Origin of the sequence: Corallococcus terminator (assembly GCF_003611635.1) — a bacterium.
GTDB classification, from domain to species: Bacteria; Myxococcota; Myxococcia; order Myxococcales; family Myxococcaceae; genus Corallococcus; species Corallococcus terminator.
Genome location: NZ_RAVZ01000015.1, coordinates 34,569 through 52,801, shown reverse-complemented (window position 1 = coordinate 52,801; position 18,233 = coordinate 34,569). Strand labels below are relative to the sequence as shown.

At 70.8% G+C, this 18,233-nt stretch carries 12 protein-coding genes and 1 pseudogene; 8 read left to right on the top strand and 5 right to left on the bottom strand.

Going from position 1 to position 18,233, the window contains the following annotated elements:
* A pseudogene (locus D7V88_RS45060) lies at nucleotides 1-674 on the bottom strand (DUF7151 family protein); the annotation flags it as partial.
* A 410-nt stretch (nucleotides 675-1,084) separates the two neighbouring features.
* Between D7V88_RS45060 and blaCOR the strand changes: the two are divergent.
* On the top strand, nucleotides 1,085-1,840 hold the full coding sequence (gene blaCOR, locus D7V88_RS04160; RefSeq protein WP_120539283.1) for a COR family subclass B1 metallo-beta-lactamase: 756 nt from the start codon (nucleotides 1,085-1,087) through the stop codon (nucleotides 1,838-1,840).
* A 12-nt stretch (nucleotides 1,841-1,852) separates the two neighbouring features.
* Here the strand turns inward: blaCOR and D7V88_RS04155 are convergent, their stop codons facing one another.
* The 3 genes from D7V88_RS04155 to D7V88_RS04145 all read right to left on the bottom strand — a co-directional run bounded on the left by D7V88_RS04155 (nucleotide 1,853) and on the right by D7V88_RS04145 (nucleotide 9,168).
* The gene (locus tag D7V88_RS04155) at nucleotides 1,853-2,272 is read right to left on the bottom strand and encodes a hypothetical protein (protein ID WP_120539282.1); all 420 of its coding nucleotides are present in this window, start codon (nucleotides 2,270-2,272) and stop codon (nucleotides 1,853-1,855) included.
* A gap of 71 nt (nucleotides 2,273-2,343) precedes the next feature.
* Entirely contained in the window at nucleotides 2,344-3,267 is a 924-nt protein-coding gene (locus tag D7V88_RS04150; protein WP_244237972.1) for a CHAP domain-containing protein, read from the bottom strand.
* A gap of 33 nt (nucleotides 3,268-3,300) precedes the next feature.
* Nucleotides 3,301-9,168, bottom strand: a complete 5,868-nt coding sequence (locus D7V88_RS04145) for a hypothetical protein (RefSeq protein WP_120539280.1) — start codon at nucleotides 9,166-9,168, stop codon at nucleotides 3,301-3,303.
* Between the two features lie 163 nt (nucleotides 9,169-9,331).
* On the opposite strand from D7V88_RS04145, the gene D7V88_RS04140 reads away from it, so the two are divergent.
* Both D7V88_RS04140 and D7V88_RS04135 read left to right on the top strand, forming a co-directional pair.
* Nucleotides 9,332-9,832, top strand: coding sequence for a GNAT family N-acetyltransferase (locus tag D7V88_RS04140; protein WP_120539279.1), 501 nt, complete (start codon nucleotides 9,332-9,334; stop codon nucleotides 9,830-9,832).
* A gap of 78 nt (nucleotides 9,833-9,910) precedes the next feature.
* On the top strand, nucleotides 9,911-10,657 hold the full coding sequence (locus D7V88_RS04135; protein WP_244237971.1) for an endonuclease III domain-containing protein: 747 nt from the start codon (nucleotides 9,911-9,913) through the stop codon (nucleotides 10,655-10,657).
* Nucleotides 10,658-10,663: 6 nt separating this feature from the next.
* Here D7V88_RS04135 and D7V88_RS04130 read toward each other — a convergent pair whose 3' ends face one another.
* Complete coding sequence (locus D7V88_RS04130) at nucleotides 10,664-11,935, bottom strand: phospholipase D-like domain-containing protein (RefSeq protein WP_120539278.1); 1,272 nt, start codon at nucleotides 11,933-11,935, stop codon at nucleotides 10,664-10,666.
* 145 nt (nucleotides 11,936-12,080) lie between these two features.
* On the opposite strand from D7V88_RS04130, the gene D7V88_RS04125 reads away from it, so the two are divergent.
* The 5 genes from D7V88_RS04125 to D7V88_RS04105 all read left to right on the top strand — a co-directional run bounded on the left by D7V88_RS04125 (nucleotide 12,081) and on the right by D7V88_RS04105 (nucleotide 18,223).
* Nucleotides 12,081-14,495 carry an acyl-CoA dehydrogenase family protein gene (locus tag D7V88_RS04125; protein ID WP_120539277.1) on the top strand — a complete coding sequence of 805 codons (2,415 nt, stop codon included), beginning with the start codon at nucleotides 12,081-12,083 and terminating at the stop codon, nucleotides 14,493-14,495.
* Entirely contained in the window at nucleotides 14,492-15,007 is a 516-nt protein-coding gene (locus D7V88_RS04120) for an ester cyclase (protein ID WP_120539276.1), read from the top strand. Before D7V88_RS04125 ends, D7V88_RS04120 begins: the two co-directional genes overlap by 4 nt.
* Before the next feature lie 64 nt (nucleotides 15,008-15,071).
* Nucleotides 15,072-16,193 carry a serine hydrolase domain-containing protein gene (locus tag D7V88_RS04115; protein WP_244237970.1) on the top strand — a complete coding sequence of 374 codons (1,122 nt, stop codon included), beginning with the start codon at nucleotides 15,072-15,074 and terminating at the stop codon, nucleotides 16,191-16,193.
* A gap of 53 nt (nucleotides 16,194-16,246) precedes the next feature.
* Nucleotides 16,247-17,758: an MBL fold metallo-hydrolase gene (locus tag D7V88_RS04110; protein ID WP_279635980.1), complete on the top strand. Its 1,512-nt coding sequence runs from the start codon at nucleotides 16,247-16,249 to the stop codon at nucleotides 17,756-17,758.
* Nucleotides 17,759-17,782: 24 nt separating this feature from the next.
* The gene (locus tag D7V88_RS04105) at nucleotides 17,783-18,223 is read left to right on the top strand and encodes a DUF3293 domain-containing protein (RefSeq protein ID WP_120539275.1); all 441 of its coding nucleotides are present in this window, start codon (nucleotides 17,783-17,785) and stop codon (nucleotides 18,221-18,223) included.
* Nucleotides 18,224-18,233: the final 10 nt, after the last annotated feature.

The window sequence follows — 18,233 nt, the reverse complement described above, 5'->3', positions numbered from 1 at the left end:
CCTTGTACCCCCTGCAACCCCCGTAGACCCTGAGGCCCCACAGGACCGGGGTCTCCTTTCTCCCCCTTTTGACCGGGCGCGCCTACTGAACCGGGGTCCCCCTTCTCGCCTTTCGGACCGGTCGCACCCACGGGACCAGTCGCGCCCACGGGACCGATGTCGCCTTTGTCGCCCTTCGGACCGGTCGCGCCCATAGGGCCGATGTCGCCAGTGGCGCCTACCGGGCCAGTGGCGCCTGCCGGGCCAATTTCTCCCCTGGGTCCCGCCGCACCAACTTCGCCCTGAGGGCCTTGAGATCCAGGAGGGCCCACTTCGCCTCGTGGGCCTTGAGGTCCATTCGAACCAATCGTCAGATAAAACACGTCCCGATCCATGGGATCTGGTCCATACGCAACCGTGAGCAGGTAGGAGCCGGACTCATCCAGGATGTACTGGGGAATGAGCGCGGTAATCACACCCGCACGGACCCCAACAACCAGCAAGGGCACTTCGGGCAAATCAACCGTAGGCACTCCTCCGCCCAGGTTACGGCCGTAGATCATCAGCTTCTTGAGTTCGTAATCAATCTCAGTGCTGGTGATTACGACCTGCCCTGAATCAACCGAAGCAGCACTCGCCGCGGAACTTGAAAGCCCCAAAAGAGCAGCAACACATAATGAATTCAAGATGCGCATGTACACGGTTCAACTCCTCCCCCCGAGGGATCTTCAACCACCCAACCCAAAAACTAAAACATGAATTTCCAGCAAAACCAACACCGACCCGGGAACGACCTCTCCGTTAGCCCGTGGTCAGCAACTGCCCCAAACGACAATCCTGACCCAGGAATGCACATTGAACGCACGTGCTTCATGGAATTGGGGCCGTCCCCTGCGCCCTCCTCCATGGGCACTGCTTCGGCCCTACTTGCAGACCGTTCCAGGAAGCGCTCGCAGCCCTGAGTGAATCGCCAACGTGGCTCATGAGCCACGTTCCGTGTCACGGCGCCCTCGCCCTCTCTCATGTTTCAGGGCACTTCGTGACGGATCCGCGCGCACACGCTTTGCATCCGCGCGCCCCGACACCCGTATCCTCCTGGAGCCCCATGACCTCACTGCGAACCTGCGCCCTCCTGTTCCTCCTCACTGCCTGCGCCACCACGCCCTCCGCGCCCACCACACCTCAGGACGAAGTCGTGCTCGCGGAGGACGTGCGCATCCGTCGCATCGCGCCCGGCGTGTGGATGCACGTGACGAACGCCGGCAAGGAATGGGGCGGCACGCCCGCCAATGGCCTCATCGTGGAGGACGGCGACGCGTCCATCCTCGTCGACACAGGCTGGAACCCGCGTCAGGCCGAAGCGCTGATCACCTGGGCCCGGGACTCACTGCACCACCCGGTGCGAGCCGCGCTGGTGACGCACTTCCACATGGACCGCACCGGAGGCATCCCCACGCTGGAAGCCCAGGGCATCGCCGTCCACGCGCGTGAGGACACCGCCCGCCGTGCCACCGCGCAGGGCAACCCCGTTCCCAGGTCGCGCCTGTCGGATGCACAGGACTTCGGGCCGCTGTCGGTGTTCTTCCCCGGCGCCGGCCACACTCCCGACAACCTCCTCGTGTTCCACCCGGCCTCGGGCATCCTCTACGGAGGCTGCTTCATCAAGGACGCGTCGGCCAAGGACCTGGGCAACCTGGAGGACGCGGACACCACTACCTGGCCCGCGAGCCTCCAGCGCGCACGCGCGCACTACCCCGACGCGCGCGTCATCGTGCCCGGCCATCACGCCCCTGGTGGCTCGGAGCTGCTCGACCACACCGAAGCCCTGCTGCGCGAAGCCCCACCCGCGGCCTCGCGCTGAAACACTGGAACCTCAGTCGTCCCGGTGCGCGTGGCCCTTCTTCTTGCCCCGGCCATGCCCGTGGTCGTCGTCGTCATCCCAGTCGTCGTCGCGCCCGCCGCCCTTGCCCTTGCCCTTCACCTTCTCGTTCACCTTGAGCAGGTTGCGCGTGTACGCGTCGTAGTCCAGGTGCAGGTGCCCCTTCGCCCCCTGCGCGTACGCGCGCAGCTTCACCTTCCACACGTTGTTGCCGGTGAGGTGCGCCTCCTGCAACTCGCACCGATACCCGCGCGAGCGGCACTGGTCGAACCCCCGCCGCACCGCCTCGTCGTAGTTCATCGCCACCGGGCGCGGCGGCGGGCCGGGCCTTGGCGGCGGACGCGAAGGACGGGAACCCGCGACGATACATCCCGACGAGAGCAGCAGGGTTCCCAGCAGCAGGGTCAATCTCATGCGCAAGATGACGCCACACCCGAGCCCGGATTCAAACGGGCCCGCCGTATGTCCATGCGACTGCGGTGAGACTACAAACCTCCAGGCGAGGCGAACGCGACGAACAACTCCCCCGCGAGGTAGGCGCGAAGCCCCTTGCTCGCCGGTCGGATGAAGTCGTTGAGCAACGCACCCTTCGCCTGCCGGTGCACCGTCGGGAACGCCAGGTTCATCCGGCTGCGCGACACGCCCTTGCCGCCCCGGTGGATGAACGTCACGGTGCCGTCCACGTCCACGCGCTCGACCACCGCGATGTGCGTCATCCCGTCGTTGCGCTTGCCGTCGCGGTTGCGGTCGTACGTCTCCTTGAAGAACGCCAGGTCACCCGGCCTCGGGTTCAACCGGTGCACCGCGCCCGCCGCCTGCGCCCGCCGGAAGATGCCCGTGACGGCGTTCTCCCCCGCGAGGAAGCCGTGCGCGACCAGGTCGATGCCCGCCTGCAGGTACGCCAGCCGCACCAGCCCCGAACAGTCATTGGGCACGGAGCGGTCCAACCGCCGCGCGCCCACCAACTGCGCCGCTCTCGCCACGATGCCCCGCGCCTGCTTCGACGGCGGCGGCAACAGTTCGTCCCAGAAGCCGCCAGGGCCCCGCGTGGGCCCCGTGAAGAGCGCCGCGGCCTCCAGCGCCGCGGAGATGACGCCTGCCTCCTCCGGCAACTCCCCGGGGTCCACCGCCATCAGCGACGCCAGCGCGTCACGGCCCTCCGGCGTCACGAACTCCAGCGGAGGGGGGGCCTCGGCCTTCACCCCCAGTGCGCCCTCGGCGCCCACCGCGGCGACCCTCGGCGGCGCGGCGTGAGCCTTGGGGAACTCGGCGGGATGCAGCTCCAACACGCTGTGGGACGCGACGTCCGGGACGTGCGCGCAACCCACCAGGCAGCCCAGCGACATCAGCACGACGAGCGACGAACGGCGCAGCAGCAACAAGTCCTCCGGGGGTGAACGCGGCCGCATTCAACCCCGGAATCGTTGTACGTCAAACTGCGATCATCCCTCCCAGGTCCCAAGCAGCTCTCGCACCCGGGCATACCTCTGGAGCAGGGCAGCGCGGTGGGCGCTGAGCACCACCATGAAACCCACCACCAGCAGGCCCAGCAGCGACAGGAATGCGGCGCCCACGCGGTGGTCCCGCATGCCGAAGCGCACCAGGTTGGCGGCCACCGCCGTCACCAGGAACCCCGAGCCCAGGTACACGTAGGAGCGGATCCGCAGCGCGATGCCCGCGCCCACGCCCACGAGGCAGAGGACGACGCACAGGAGCATCGCCTCGCCGTCGTTGAACAGGAGCGGCTTCCAGGCGCCCGCCACGTAGATGCACGTCACCGCGATGGCGCGAAGCTGCGCGTAGGCGTCCTGCGACAGCCCGCCCCGGAACGTGCGCAACAGCGCCAGCACGGACAGGCCCGCGGGGATGGCGTAGTACTGCGGCTCTCCGGTACCGGTGCCCAGCCACACGAAGAACAGCGCCAGGTTGAAGGCCGCGACGGACATCAGCGACGCGGGCCCCTTCTCCTTCGAGGCCGAGGCGAGCGCCGCGAAGTGCGCCGCGTAGCCCACGAGCAACGCCACGGCCACGAAGGGCTGGCCCCACGGCAGCGTCAGCAGGCCCGCCAGCGGGAACCACCACGCACCCGCGACTGCCGGACGGCGGAAGGCCTTGAGGCCCGCGCCCTCGCGCCGCACGAACAGGTACAGGCCGATGAAGACCGCGCCCCCGATGAGCGACGCCAGGCTGTCCGCCGTGCCGAGGCTCGCGTTCAAGCCCAGCATCCGCACGCAGAGGTAGCCAATCGCCACCAGCGCCTGCGCCATCCACGCGGCAGCTTCGTCCTCGTCCTTCGCCGCGCGGCGCACCAGGGCGAAGAGCAGGATGACCAGCCCGCCGCACGCCACCCACGCCTCGCGCGACGCACCGTCCGGGCCGCGCACCGTCAGCACCCCCAGCAGCACCTCCGCGAGCGCGAGGCCCGCGAAGGCACGGCCCATGCGACCGCGCACCTTCGGGCCCGCCACCGACAGCACCAGCGTGGCGAGCAGCGCGGTCGCCGCGCCGAAGTACGGGAAGATGAACTCCGCGCCCCGGCCGGTGGAGTACACCGCGCCGAAGTGCACGATGAAGGCGTGCACGGCGAAGAGGGACGCGGACCAGCCCAGCCACTCGCGCTCACGGCGGCGCGCCACCACCGTCCACGCGGTGGCCAGCCCGAAGAGCACGCACAGCGGCATGCCCGGGTGCTTCAAGTCCCGCAGGCTGCCCAGCGACAGGAGCGCCAGCACCGCGCCACCGTGATGCAGCGCCGAACCCACCGCCACGCCGCGCGCCTCCAGCCCGAAGCCCACCAGCGCCAGCACCAGCCCCACGCCGGCCAGCACCGCGGGCGTCCACAGCGGCGGCACCGCGGCGAGCAGCACCGCGCCCAGCAGCGCCGTGGCCCCGTTCATCATCAGGCGCTCGCGCGTCACCATCAGCACCAGCGACGTCAGCCCCGCCACCAGCGCCACCGGCAGGGGCAACGCCCCCGGACCCGCGTCCGCCAGCCGCATGCCCACCAGCAGGGCCGCGACGCCAGCACCGCCCCCCCACAAGGGCTCGCTCCACGTGCCCTCGATGCCCGGCGTCAGGCGCGCCGCGGCGTTCGTCAGCGCGCGCTGCACGGCGCCGGACTGGCACAGGGCGGACAGCACCGCGGCGACCAGCGCCACGCCCGCCACGAGCAGGCCCGCCTCCGGACGCCACTCGCCCACCGCGAACTGGGATGTCTGACCGAGCGGCGCGAGCGCGAACGCGCCCACCGCTGCGGTGAGCAGCCACCGCTGGGACAACAGGAAGGCCGCCGCCAGCAGCACCCCGCCGGACGCCGCCAGCGCACCGGGCGTCGGCCCGGTGAGGACGGAGATCAGCATCACGCACAGGGCACCACTCACGGCCGTAGGCCGCAGCGATTCATCGCGCGGGCCCCGGAAGAAGGCCGCCAGCGCGTCCGGCACGTGGTGCGACGCCAGGGCCAGGGCCAGCAGGAGGACGGTGGCGAAGGGCCGCGCCTCCGGGATGAACATCAGCAGCACGGAGGCGACGCCCACGCGGATGGAAGGCCGGGGACCCGGCAGCAGCACCAGCGCGAGCGCGGAGACGAGCGCCGTGCGCTGCCCCACGTCCGGCACCAGCAGCGACAGCACGCCCAGGCCCGAAACCGCCAGTTGCATCCACTTCGACATCGCCTGACGCGGAGCCTCTTCCCGCGAACGCAGCAGCCACGAGGCCGCGGACGGCACGTGCTCCACGGCGCGCATCAGCAGCAGCGGATAGAGCGGCAGCAGCGCGACCCACGCAGGGGGATGCGTCACGGCCGCGATGGACAGCATCCCGTAGGGCACCACGAGCGCCGCGGCGAAGGGCTGGCGCAGCGTGCGCGTCCACAGCAAGGGAAGCAGCGCGGGCCCCATGAGCGCGAAGAGCGTGGCGTGGGGAAGCCGGGCCAGCGCATGGCCGTTCCAGCACACCGTGGAGGCGCCCAGCACCACCATCGCGGCCAGCGTGGAGACCAGGGAGAAGGACGCGCCGCCCGTGGCGATGCGCCGCACGGCGGGCACGTCGTCCAGCAGGGCCAGGACACTGAGGAACGTGGCCAGCCCCAGCAGCGCCAGCGGACCGGCCGAGTACAGCGCGCAGCCCGCTTCGATGGTGGCCATCAGCAGGCCCAGCATGGGGGGCAGCGCGCGCGTGGTGAGCAGCGCCGCCAGCGCCGCGCCCAGCAGGAACAGGGTCTGATGGCCCGGGCCCGCCATCTCCGCCGGCACCAGCGGCAGGATGAGCGCAAGGATGCCCGCGGTGACGGTGCTCGCGCTGCGGCCCTTGTGCGCGGCCACCACGGAGCCCAGGAATGACGCCGCGATGAGCAGGACCAGTGACACCGCCGGAGGCAGGCCCCACGCCGAATAGAAGGACAGGTCCGGCAAGAGCGAGATGCCCACGAGCACGACCGCGAACGGCCGCGCGTCCGGGAAGCTGCGCGAAGCCACCGCCATCGTCGCGGCGGCGGTGAGGAGCACGGGCCCCAGGAAGGGCTGCTGGCTCATCAGCCCCCACAGCACGGCGCTCCCCGCGTACAGGAGGGCCGGCACACCCAGGCGCTTGAGCAGGCCGCCACGCTCGCCCAGCAGCGCGAGCACCAGCGCACCACCCACCATCGCCGCGAGCGCCGCCTGCGTGGAATGGACGGAGCCGAGCTTCGGCAGGATGGCCACCGCGAGGAAGGCACCGAAGGCCATGTAGCCCTCGTGGCGCAGCCGGAGCGCGGCCAGCAGCACGCCCGCGCTGCCCAGCGCCATGCCCACGACAGGAGTGGTGATGGGAGACGACACCACCCCGATGGCGAATCCGCATGTCGCGAGGACACCGACCACCGTGCCCAGGAAGCGCTGCGTGCGCGCATCCTCCAGGCGCCACACGAGGAGCGCGAGCCCCAGCGCCAGCGCGCCGGCCACGACGGTCGCGGGCCCTGCTCCGAAGGCGATGACGCCGGAGAACGGCAGGAGCGCGAAGAGCACCGAGCCCACGGCGGACAGCGGGAAGCGCTTGAACAACAGGCCCGCGCCCAGCGACAGCGCGCCCAGGGCGAGCGTGGCGAAGAAGGCCGGGCGCGCGTCGGTGCCCAGATGTCCGTAGAGCGCGAACGCGGGCGCGGCCCAGGTGGTGGCGCGCAGCAGCACGTCGGAAAGGCCCAGGTCGCGCGCGTCACCGGTGCGCTCGCCGCGACGCTGGACGAGGTACGCGAGCACCAGCCCCGCGAGCACGAAAGGAATCGCGGTCAGCGCGCCGTACTGGAAGGGCAGCACCTCCGCGGGCGGGTAGCCCAGGCGCGTCTTGAGGGCGTTGAGCAGGAGCCTGGCCGCGTTCGGGACCAACTGCACGCTGGACGCATAGGAGAGGTAGGCGCCGAAGTACGCCGGGTAGAGCCACTTCAGCCGGGCCAGCGTGCCCTTGGACAGGGACACCAGCGTGCCGGTGAAGATGGCGGCGGTGAGGAAGAGGGCCGGCTGCGTGCCGGTGATGGCCGCCGCGAGGCAGGCCACCTGGAGCCCCACGGTGCCGACCGACAGCGAGTCGGCGGACCGCTCGGCTTCGAGCGTGCGGAAGCGCAGGCAGGTGGCGAGCAGGAAGGCGACGAAGGGAGCGTAGGTGCCGGCGGGAACGGGCGCGCCCGCGGAGGCCAGGGACAGGTGCAACCGGATGGCGAACAGCGCCGTGAGGTACAGGGGCGCGGTGAGCGCGAACGCGAGCGCATCCCCGCTGCGCTGCGGGGTGACGGTCTTGCGAGACAGCAGGAAGAAGAGGAGGCAGGGCAGCGCGTTGAGCCACACCGCCGGAGCACCGATGCGCGCGGCCAGGGGCGCGAGGCCCATGATGAGCGTGGCGCCGACGAGGCCCACCTGGATGAACGGACGCGAAGGAGCGTCGAAGGCCTCAACGGGTCTGCGGGCGAGGAACGCGGCGACGCCAGCCCAGACGAAGAGCAGCGGCACGAGCAGCACGGGGTGCACGCCGTCGAGTTGGAGGGCCTCACCAAAACCCATGGGCCCCAGTGCGACGCCGCCCAGCGGGGCCACGGCGGAACCAATGAGGCCGATGATGTGGCCCGGCTTGCGCAGCGATTCGCGGCGCGCGAGGAAGCCGCCCCACACGGAGAAGCCGACGGAGTAGCCCACGGTCATCACGAAGACGGTGAGCGAGCGGGTGACGGACGTCATCCCGGCCCAGGACTCGAAGACGAAGTAGAGCGTGCCGGAGAGGATGAGGAACGCGCCGATGAACCACGCGATGCTCTCGTAGAGGAACGGCCGCCACACGCGGCTCCACACCGACGTCTCCTCGACGATGCGCGCGGTGCGGCTGCGCGGCTCGGGCGGATCCATGAACGGCTCGCCCGGGTTCGGAGGCAGCGGGCGGGACGTGGGCGCGCGGGCCGCGTTCATCGGCCGGGCATTGGCGCCCACGGGCGGGCGGGCGGTGTTCGGACCGGGTGCGCCCACGGGGCCGGGCTTCGCGACGTGCGGGAGGCCGGAAGGCGGGGTTGCGACGCCCAGGGACGCGGAGACATCCATCTGGGAGAAGTGGACGGCGGAGGCCCCAGCGGCGTCGGGCGTTGCTTCCGTGTTCGGGAGGGCGTGAGCCGCGGAGGTGGCCGCGTCGGAGGCGTCCGTGAGCGCGTGAGCGACGGCGGCGGACGCGTCGGTAGTGGCTGAGGCGGCTGCGTCGGTAAGGGCGTGAGCAGCGGTTACGTCGGTGACGGCGTGAGCGGCGACACCCGATGCATCGACCGAGGCGTGGGCGTCGGAGGCAAAGGCGTGAGCGGCGGAGGCGACCTCCGCGACGACGTTGGACTCAACGGCCATGCCGTGCGCGACGTACGCCTCGGAAGCAACGGCGGAGGCGCTCTCTCCGGCGACGTGCGCGACCGAGGCATCGGAAGCCGCGAACGCCGCAGCGGCATCAGCCTCCGGGCCCCTGGGCGCAACGAACGACACGGGACCGACAGCGAAGGCCCCCTCCCCCATCGTCGAGGAGCCAGCCTCGTCCCGGACCGCGTCCGGCGTGGGCGTCAGCGATTCGGCGGGCGTCTCGGTGAGGACGGAGAGGAGGACGCGGGCCTGTCGCTCGTAGCGCTCGGTGAGCAGGCGGCGCACGTGGGGCGGCACGTCGGAGGCATCCCAGCGCGGCACCTCGTCCAGGAGGAAGTGGACGTGCGCGAGTTCGGCCTCGATGGCGGACCGGGCTCGGGCGGACAGATGGGTGCCGCAGAGAACGCACTGGCGCGCACTTCCCAGGCGTTCTTGTCGGCAGGCAGGGCAGTACATGGAACTTCCCCCTCTACAACGGACGTGCCACGCAGAATGCCCTGGAAGGGCGCGGGATTGAAATCCACCGGGGTGCGGTGGGCGGGTGGCACCTGTGCAGATCGCTGCACACGTGCACACCCGACGCTGGCCGCCGGGAACGACTCATGGGACCGTGGAGGTCATGAGCACGGACCTGACGTTGCGGCCCATCGAGGCCCGGGATGACGCGGCGGTGGCGGCGGTCATCCGAGCGGTGATGCCGGAGTTCGGAGCGGACGGACCGGGCTTCGCCATCCACGACCCCGAAGTGGACGCGATGAGCGCGGCCTACACCCGGCCCCGACACGCCTATTTCGTCGTCGAACATGAGGGTCGGGTGGTGGGAGGCGGAGGCATCGCGCCGCTGGACGGGGGGGCGCCGGACGTCTGTGAGCTGCGCAAGATGTACTTCCTGCCGCAGGCCCGGGGCCACGGCGTGGGCGAGCGCTTGTTGAGACACTGTCTGGAGTTCGCGCGCGGCGCCGGCTATCGCCAGTGCTACCTGGAGACGCTGGCCGGCATGGCGCAGGCACAGAAGCTCTACCAGCGGCTCGGCTTCGAAACCCTCTGTGCCCCCATGGGCCGCACCGGGCACTTCGGCTGCGACCGCTGGTACGCGCTCGACCTCACCAAGAGTGCCTGAGCGCACCTCCAGCAGCCGAGCAGGAACACGCGGCGAGTAGCCTCCACCAGACCCAACTTGTCAGGTCAGGAGGCCCGCATGGCGGACAAACCCACGACAGCCCCACGCCGCGCGCCCCGTGCCCAGAGCGCACGCACCGCGCACGCGGCCACGGCCCGGACAGACAAGCTCCCCTTCGACATCGAGGAGGTCCTGCGCCGCATCCGCCACGAGGTGCGCTCCTTCGCCGACGCCGCGATGTTCGAACTCGCCGCGAAGGGACACGGCTCCCTCTTCGAACAGCTCATCGCGTGCATCCTCTCCATCCGCACGCTCGATGAAGTCAGCCTGCCCGCGTCCCTGCGCCTCCTGGGCCGCGCGCCCACCCCGGACGCCCTGGCCCGCCTCACGCCCCAGGACATCGACGCGCTCATCCAGCCCGTCACCTTCCACGAAGCCAAGGCGTATCAAGTCCACGCCATCGCCGTGCGCACGCGCGATGAGTTCCACGGCCAGCTCCCCGCCGACGCGGCCGTGCTCCAGTCCTTCAAGGGCGTGGGCCCCAAGTGCGCGCACCTGGCCCTGGGCATCGCGTGCGGCCATGAAGTCATCAGCGTGGACATCCACGTCCACCGCGTCACCAACCGCTGGGGCTACGTGAAGGCCTCCACGCCGGAGCGCACGCTCGCCGCGCTCGAAGCCGTGCTCCCCCGCCCCTACTGGGTGGAACTCAACCGGCTCCTCGTCCCCTTTGGCAAACACGTGTGCACCGGCTCCCGCCCGAAGTGCTCCACGTGTCCCGTGCTCCCCTACTGCCGGCAGGAGGGCGTCACCTCCCACCGGTAGCAGCGCCTACCGGTCATGCCCCGCGAACTGCGTGGCCCGCCGCGCGAACCTCCGCCACGGGTTCGTCCGCCCGCCGTTCTCCAGGGTGATCTCCTTCGAGTGCCGGATGTCCCTCTCCCAGCACCCCTCCATCTTCGCGGCGATCTCCTTGTCCTCGAACACCAGCGACCCCTCGCTCAACTTGTTGAGCGACAGCGCATCCAGGTTCGTGGAGCCCACCACGCACAGCCAGTCATCCACGAGCATCGTCTTCGAATGCAACATCGCCGGCTGGTACTCCCAGATGCGCACGCCGGCCGCCAACAGCCGCTCGTAGGTGGAGCGCTGCGACGCGCGCACCACCGGCACGTCGTGGTGCGGCCCCGGCCCCAGCACGCGCACGTCCACGCCCTGCCGGACCTTCACCTCCAACTGCTCCAGGATGTCGTTGGGCGGCGTGAAGTACGCATTGGCGATCCACAACCGCTTCGTCGCCGCGGCCACCACCAGCCGCACCATCCGCTCCGCCTCCGTGATGCCCAGCCGGCCAGAGCTGTCGATGAACGCCGCACACCCGCCGCCGTCCGCCTTCAACTCCGGGAACGCCTCGCGCGGCAACAGCCCGCCGCCGGACTCCTGCCAGTGCTTGGCGAAGGTGACCTGGAAGCGCCGGACCTCCGGGCCCTCCACGCGGATGTGCGTGTCGCGCCAGTTGTCCTCCTTCAGCCCGTCGCCCTCCCACACCTTCCAGATGCCGAAGCCGCCCGTGTACGCGATGCGTCCGTCCACCACGACGATCTTCTGGTGGGAGCGCCCCAGGAGCCGGCCCAGCACCTTGCCCGCGAGCAGCCGGTAGTAGTGCACCTCCACGCCCGCGTCGGTGAGCCGCTTCTCTATCTTCTGGTCGAAGTCCTTGTCCCCGGTGGTCTCCTCGCTGCCCACCGGATCCACGACGACGCGGCACTGCACGCCCGCGCGGGAACGTTCGATGAGCGCCTCCACGAACCGGTCCGACAGCTCGCACGGCCGCCAGATGTAGACGAGCATGTGGACGCTGTGCTTCGCCGCGCGGATGTCCTCCAACATCCGGTCGAAGACCTGACTGTTCTCCAACAGGTGCACCCGGTGCCCGGGCGACAGGGCCACGCCCGTGGACTGGTAGAGCGCGAAGGAGAAGCCCTCCGGACCGGGCGGCAGTTCGAACGGTCCCTGCATCTCGTGCTTCCGGTTCGTACCGTCCCCATCGAACCCATGGGCCCCCGGCTGGGGCAGCAGTTCCACGTCCTGGAGCTCGCTCATGGGCTGCAACGTAGGAACGGACAGCCCCCCAGGGCAGTCCATCGCCCGTTTCCTCGGCCGCAAGGTGAACAGGACCCCATTCCGTCGTTGCCGCCACCTTCCACCATGGCGAGACTGCGCCCGTTCCCTCGCCTGGAGAGATTTCATGCTCGATGCCACTTCGCGTCCCTCCGCCCGGGAGCTGCTGTCGCAGTCCGGATTGGCCCCCCTCATCCCCATGCTCTACGTCGCCTGGACGGACGGTGAGCTGACGGCCGAGGAGCTGCGCGCCCTGGGCACCGCCGCCCGCGCCCAGCCCTGGCTGAACCTCAAGGCCAGCAGCGTCCTGGCCCTCTGGGTGGATCCGCTGCGTCCGCCCTCCCCTCGCGAGCTCTCCCTGGTGCGCGACCACATCCGCGTCACCGCCGAACGGCTGGCCACCAGCAACCAGCAGAACCTCGCGGAGCTGGGCGTGCAGTTGGCCCAGGTGCTCGCTGGTGAGGCGCCGCTCGACGTGCCCGTGGCGGAGCTCGCCCAGGCGCTGCACGCGCTGGAGGCCACGCTGGGCGTGGACGGCAAGGAGGCGGTGCGCTCCCTGATGCCCCACGCGTCGCGCGCCCCCCACGCCGAGGCGCGCTCGCACACGGCGTCCTTCGACCCCGCCGCGATGACCGACGTGCTGGAGCGCACCTACCGCCCAGTGCGCAAGCAGGTGCGCGGTTGGCTGGAGGACGCGGACTTCCGCTACAAGGAAGGGCTGGACACCGACGGGTACCGCGACCAGGTGTTCGACTGGCTCAAGCACCTGGCCAACGACGGGCTGGGCCAGCTCGCCTTCCCCAAGGGGCGCGAGGGCGGCGCGGACCTGGGCGCGTTCATCGCCGCCTTCGAGACGATGGCCTTCTTCGACCTGAGCCTCGTCATCAAGGCAGGCGTCCACTTCGGCCTGTTCGGCTCCAGCATCCTGTTCCTGGGCACGAAGCGGCACCACCAGCAGTACCTGCCGCAGGTCGCGTCCCTGGAGCTGCCCGGCTGCTTCGCGATGAGCGAGCTGGGCCACGGCTCCAACGTGCGCGACTGCGAGACGGTGGCCCGCTACGACGCGGACACGCGCGAGTTCGTCATCGACACGCCGTCGGAGACCGCGCGCAAGGAGTGGATTGGCAACGCCGCCCGGCACGCGCGCATGGCCACCGTGTTCGCGCAGTTGGAGGTGGACGGTGAGCGGCTGGGCGTGCACGCGCTGCTGGTGCCGCTGCGGGACACGCACGGCAAGGTGCTCAAGGGCATCCGCATCGAGGACTGCGGCGAGAAGATGGGCCTCAACGGCGTGGACAACGGCCGGCTGTGGTTCAACAACGTCCGCGTCCCGCGCGAGAACCTGTTGGACCGCTACGGCCAGGTGACGGAGGCCGGCGAATACACCAGCGCCATCACCGGCGACTCCAAGCGCTTCTTCACCATGCTGGGCGCGCTGGTGGCGGGCCGGGTGAGCGTGGCGTGCGCTTCCTTGAGCGCGGCCAAGAGCGCGCTGACCATCGCCGTGCGCTACGGCGACCTGCGCCGCCAGTTCGGCCCCACCGGTTCGCGCGAGGTGCGCCTCCTGGACCACCAGTCGCACCAACTGCGCCTGCTGCCGCTCGTCGCCAAGGCGTACGCGCTGGACTTCGCACTGGAGTACCTGGTGGACCGCTACGTCCACCGCACGGAGGACGATGCGCGTGAAGTGGAAGCGCTGGCGGCGGGCCTCAAGGCCTACGCGTCGTGGAACGCCACCGCCACCGTGCAGGAGTCGCGCGAGGCGTGCGGCGGCCAGGGCTACCTCACCGCGAACCGGCTGCCGTCCCTCAAGGCCGACACCGACGTGTTCACCACCTTCGAGGGCGACAACACCGTCCTCATGCAGTTGGTCGCCAAGGGCCTGCTCACCGGCTACCGCCAGCGCTTCGAGGACGACCGCGTCTTCGCGGTGCTCAAGCTCATCGTGGACCGCGCGACCACGGTGGTGACGGACCGAAACCCCATCGCGGGCCGGCGCACCGACAGCGACCACCTGCGCGACAGCGACTTCCACCTGCGCGCGCTGCGCTTCCGCGAGGAGGAGATCCTCTCGTCGGTGTCCAAGCGCATCCGCAAGCGGCTCACCGCGGGCGTGGAGGCGTTCGAAGCCTTCAACCAGGTGCAGACCCACCTGTTGGCCCTGGCGCACGCGAGCGTGGAGCGCATCGTGCTGGAGCAGTTCCTGCTGGGCGTGGCGGCGGTGAAGGACGAGGCGCTCAAGCCGGTGCTGGGGCGGCTGGCGGACCTGTTCGGCCTCTCCTGCCTGGAGTCCGCCAGCGGCTGGTTCCTGGAGCACGGCTGGCTGGAGGCACCCAAGGCGAAGGCCATCCGCAAGGAGCGCGTGAAGCTGTGCGCGGAGCTGCGGCCGGACGCGGTGGGGCTGGTGGACGCGTTCGGGATTCCCGACACGTGCCTTTCGGCGCCCATCGGATTGGGGCGGCTGGCGCCCGGCGGTGAACGCTTCGATGACGTGGCGGCTGACGGCGGCCCCGCGGGCTCGGCAGACTCGCGCGCGACATGAGGACACGTGTGTGGTGGGCGGTGTTGGGGCTCGTGGGGATGACCGGTTGCGCGGCGGTGTCCCCGGCGGAGCGGGCCCAACGGGTGAGCGCGGACAACAAGGAACGCGCGCGCCTGTTCACCGAGGAGGTCTACAACCAGAAGCGTCTGGACCGCATCGCCGAGTACGTCGCGGCCGACTACGTGGACCGCTCGGAGGATGCACCGACGCAGCTCCGGGGCCCGGAGGTGGTGCGCACCCAGGCCCAGGCCGGCTTCGAGCTCTTCCCGGACCTGCGGTTCGAACTGCTCCACGTCCTCGCGGAGGACGACTGGGTGATGGTGCGCTGGCGCGCGGTGGGCACCGACGCCCAGGGCCCCACGGACGACGACGGCAGGCCGCGCGCGGTGACGCTCCAGGGTGATTCGCTGTACCGGCTGCGCGACGGCCGCTTCGTGGAGTCGTGGGACCTCACGGACCGGCTCTCGCCGCTGCTCCAGCGGGGCTACAAGGTCGTGCCTCCGACGCCCTGAGGCCTTGCCGAAACCTTTTCGCGCAAGCAGGGTTGAAGGGGACTCCACCTCCTGGAGGCCCCTGGTGCTGAACATCCGAGCGTTGCTGCTGCTGGCCCTCACCCTGACCGCGTGTGGCGAAGCGTCCACGACTCCGGACGACAACCCGACACCTCCGGTCCCGGACGCGGGCGCGCTGGATGCCGGCACCGTGGACCCCTTCGCGAAGGTGGACGCGATGGTCGCGGCGGCCGTGGTGGACGCGGGCGTGCCCGGCGTGACGCTCGCGGTGTACGACGCGCAGGACCGGCGCGTCTTCGTGAAGAGCTACGGGGACTTCGCGCCGGACCGGCGGGTGGCCATCGCCTCCGCGTCCAAGATGGCCTCCGGCCTGGCCCTGTTGCGGCTGGTGGACGCGGGCGTGCTGTCCCTGGACTCCACGACGGGCGAGGTGCTCGGATGGACGGGTCAGCAGGCGAGCATCACCCTGCGCCACCTGCTGTCCTTCACGTCCGGCCTGGAGCCGAACCACCCCTGCACCGTGCAGATGGGGAGCACGCTCGCGCAGTGCGTGGAGTCCATCGCGGCCGGTGCGCCCGTGGCGCCGCCCGGCACGCGCTTCGACTACGGCTCCGCCCACCTGCACGTCGCCGCGCGGATGGCCGAGGTGCGCACCGGCAAGGCCTGGCAGGCCCTCTTCGATGAGCAGGTGAAGGCACCACTGGGGCTGACGAGCGCTGAGCTCGCCTACTACACCTTCCCGCGCAACAGCCTGGGCACCAGCAACCCGCTCATCGCTGGCGGCCTGCGCTCCACGATGGACGAGTACGCGAAGCTGCTGGGCGTCGTGTTCCACCGAGGCACCGTGGGGGGCGTGCCGTTCGCGTCCGCGGCGCTCTTCGATGCGCAGGCGCGCGAGCCGTATGACGTCGTCATCGGCAGCTCGCCCATGGTGGACGGCGGCCTTACGTACCACTACGGCCTCACCGCCTGGTTGGAGTGCGACACGCCCTCCTCGGGCTGCGCGGTCGTGTCGTCGCCTGGGGCGTTCGGATTCACCCCCTGGGTGGACCGCGACAGCGGCTACTACGCCATCCTGGGCATGCAGTTGGAGGCGACGAACGAGGAGCGGGTGGGCGCCTTCTCCGTGGGGCTGGAGCAGCAACTTCGCCCGGAGATTCGCGCCGCGGTCGCGCCAGCCCCCTAGGAACTGGCGGCTTCCCATTGACACCCGCGCACCGGACCCATCAGGGTCCGGGCATGAAGATGAACGCCGGGCCCATCCGGGCCGCAGACAAGGCCCGCCAGAGCGCCTTCCGCACGGCCTTTCCGCCCCACGGCCCCCAGGGTTCCTCCTGGGGAAGCAAGCTGCTGCGCGTGCTGGGCTGGGGGCTCGTGCTGTTGAGCGCCTTCCTGCTCGTCGTCGTCTTCGACGGGTGGGAGTCCTTTGGCCAGGGCGCGCATGGCGCACGGCGAGAGCGGATGGAGAAGTCTCCGCAGTGGAAGGACGGTGGCTTCGTCAATCCGCAGCCCATCATCAACCACTTCGAAGAGTCCCTGTCGGCCATGTTCGATTCGAGCCCCGACAGCGCGCCCCAGACGCCGCTGACGGTGCCCCCCATCGACCCGAAGCGCTTCGCCACGCCGCCGCCGGGCGGGCTGCGCGTCACCTGGCTGGGACACTCGTCCACGCTGGTGGAGGTGGACGGGCACCGCGTGCTCACGGATCCGATGTGGGGTGAGCGCACCTCGCCGCTGGGGTGGATTGGCCCGAAGCGCTGGTTCCCCGCGCCCATCGCGCTCAGCGACCTGCCGCCCATCGACGCGGTGGTCATCTCCCACGACCACTACGACCACCTGGACTTCGCGACCATCACCGCGATGAAGGACTGGAACACCACCTTCGTGGTGCCGTTGGGCATTGGCGCGCACCTGGAATACTGGGGCGTGCCCGCGGCGCGCATCGTGGAGCTGGACTGGTGGGAGCGCACGCGCGTGAAGGGGTTGGACATCGTGTGCACGCCGTCGCGGCATGCGTCGGGCCGGTTCCTCCAGCAGAACAAGACACTGTGGGCGGGCTGGGCGCTGGTCGGCGCCGAACACCGCGTCTACTACTCCGGCGACACCGGCCTGTTCCCCGCGATGGAGGAGATTGGCGCGAAGCTGGGGCCCTTCGACCTGACGATGATTGAAACGGGCCAGTACGGCGCGGGCTGGCCGGACTGGCACCTGGGGCCAGAGCAGGCCGTGCTCGCGCACCGGCTGGTGCGCGGCCGGGTGATGCTGCCCGTGCACTGGGGGCTCGTCACGCTGGCGACCCACGGCTGGACGGAGCCCCTGGAGCGCTCGCTGGTGGCCGCGAAGCAGGACGGGGTGAGCATCACCTCGCCCCGGCTCGGGCAGGACTTCCTGCCGCAGGCGCCGCCCACGGAGCGCTGGTGGCCCGAAGTGCCGTGGAGGACCGCGCAGCAGGACCCCATCTCGGCCAGCCAGATTCCGCCCGCGCTCCTCGTGGGGCATCCGGCCCTGCCGCCCCTCGCGGCGCCCTCGGCCCCGACGACCGCGCCCACCCAGGCCGCCACGCCGCCCGCCGCGACGCCGCCACCCACGAATCCGCAGGGCACCACCGCCGCGCCCGTGAACCCCACCGCCGCGAATCCCCAGGGCGGCACGAGCCCCACCGCCGCGACGACTCCGACCGCGGCGCCACAAGCCCCCCCGGCCGCGCCCACGACTCCGCAGGGCGCGAGCGCCCAGGGCACGGCCCCGTAAGGGCACGAGCAACCAGGGGCCGCGATGGGTGACGAACCGCTGCGCGAGGCCTTCCGGGCCACCGGCTACATCGTGCGCGCGCACCCTGGTGTCGGAGACGTGAAGCACGTGCTGCGCGTGGGTGCCCCGCACCCGAGGCTCGACGCCGCGCTCACCGCGCACGGTCACACGTCGTGGGCCTTCCTCACCGCGTGGAATCCGCACGCACGGGCGCGGTCCGCCCGGACCAACGCGCGGCTCCAGCGCGGTTTGCTCGACCTGCTCGAAGCCAGCGGCCATCCGCCCGTGTCCGCCGTGGGCGTGGCGGACGACCGGGGCTGGTTCGAGGAGAGCCTCTTCGTCCCCGGCATGTCGCGCGACGAGGCCCGACGCATGGGCGGGCTGTTCCGCCAGAAGGCCGTGCTCTGGGGTCGCGTGGACGGCGTCGCGGAGCTGCTGTGGTGCCAGGAGCCTCCCCTCCCCTGAGTCGTACCCG